The sequence below is a fragment of the Treponema sp. UBA753 genome, assembly GCF_002297325.1.
In the GTDB taxonomy this organism is placed as follows: domain Bacteria; phylum Spirochaetota; class Spirochaetia; order Treponematales; family Treponemataceae; genus Treponema_D.
The window spans coordinates 2,298-3,774 of the sequence record NZ_DBKJ01000038.1; the positions used below are offsets into that span (position 1 = coordinate 2,298).

The window sequence follows — 1,477 nt, forward strand, 5'->3', positions numbered from 1 at the left end:
ATGTTTCTGAAAGAAACTCGGTCGATAATCTGTTGTAATTTTGCAGCAGATTCCCGTGTCACCGTCTGTCTTGCGGCGCACTGCACGGGAATGACATTAAAAACATTGTTTTTGCAAAAATTCTAAATTGACTTCCGCACTTTTTTATTACTGTCTTGTGCAGTCGGAGTATGTTCCAAAATATCCGTTTTCTATAGTAAATTCAGAAACTGCCTCATCCAGAGTTTCCGTAGAAGTTGCCCCCCCATACTTGTATGCACCAGATATTGAAATAGTGTCATCTGTTAAGTTCTTATAGCTTATGGCATACCATTTGCCAACATCAGGAGCTGTTTCTGAATATCTATAGCAAGAAGTATAAGTTGTACCGCCATATTCATACGATGATTTTGTCCAAGAAGAGTCGCTTGGATCTTCCGTCCTAGATTCATAAGCTTTTGTATATTTTACATAAATAATTCCTGCAGAATCAGAAGACTCTATTACAGTAAGATTGTTTCCTTCATAATATCCATTTGAAAACATCGTTTCAGTTATTTTATAGGTTTCAGTGTAAGTATCTGTTTTATTAACCCATGTTCCATAAATTGAAGCATCATCGTCATCATCAGATTTACAGCCTGCAAAAGAAACTGCTACAAGTACAGACATCAAAAGCGCGGTTAACAACAACCAGGCGCGGTTAAAAGAAAATTTTGTGTTTTTCATAAAAAACTCCATTGTAATTAAGATAATATTAATTTGCAGTTAAACTGTTTTTAGAAAACGAACACAACAGTGCAATTTACCGCAAACTAATCCTTTATTTAGACCATTCTACTACGTTAGTATTTTTTCTACTTGTAGTATAAAGTTTTACTTGATATTTGCCCGTAAGATTATAAAATATTCTTATTTTCGGATAGTTATCTCCAAAATCCTGAAAATTAGGATTGTTCTCAATATCAGGAACTACATCAAATGTTTTAGTTTCGGTATTGCCTCCAACAGGATAGATAATAGTACATGATGAACCAGAAAAAGAAACCTTATATCCAGCCCAAGCAGTACCTTTCAATTCATATTCTCCAGCTGGCACAAATCCCAGAGTAACAGGGGAATTCTTATCTTTCAGTGCAAGATAAATATCATAACTTTCCAAAGACAATTCCGTTGTGTCTTTTAATGGATAGACATAAGAACTTTCTATAGAAGTTATTGACTTTGTAGAATACCACCAGTAATCTTCAATTTTGTCTTCTGGAATTGTATAGCTAGGAATGTGGCTTTTTATTTCAGCCCAGGTCCAAGTTTTTGCAACATCAGAATCTTGTGTATAAGCACCTATCCGCCCTCCTCTTTCCACAGTCCAATATTCCAAGCTACTATCTTTTGACTGAACAGGCACTCCAAAATAGAAGTTAAAGACGTAGTGCATCTTTGTTTCCGTAGGACCATAAAATGTGTCATCCATATCCAAAGCAGCATCCAAAGCTTC

General features: G+C 35.5%; 2 protein-coding genes. Both read right to left on the minus strand.

Features of this window, described 5'->3' with window-relative positions; genetic code table 11:
• Positions 1 to 147: 147 nt before the first annotated feature.
• A complete protein-coding gene (locus tag B4C08_RS02770; RefSeq protein WP_296662574.1) occupies positions 148 to 708 on the minus strand; it encodes a hypothetical protein in 561 nt (186 codons plus the stop codon).
• 94 nt (positions 709 to 802) lie between these two features.
• Positions 803 to 1,477, minus strand: a 675-nt coding sequence (locus tag B4C08_RS02775; protein ID WP_296662575.1) for a hypothetical protein, incomplete at its 5' end; no start/stop codon positions are given.

Excerpts from the sequence above, each read along its gene's own strand:
- B4C08_RS02770 (WP_296662574.1), bottom strand. The coding sequence starts at position 708 with ATGAAAAACACAAAATTTTCTTTTAACCGCGCCTGGTTGTTGTTAACC.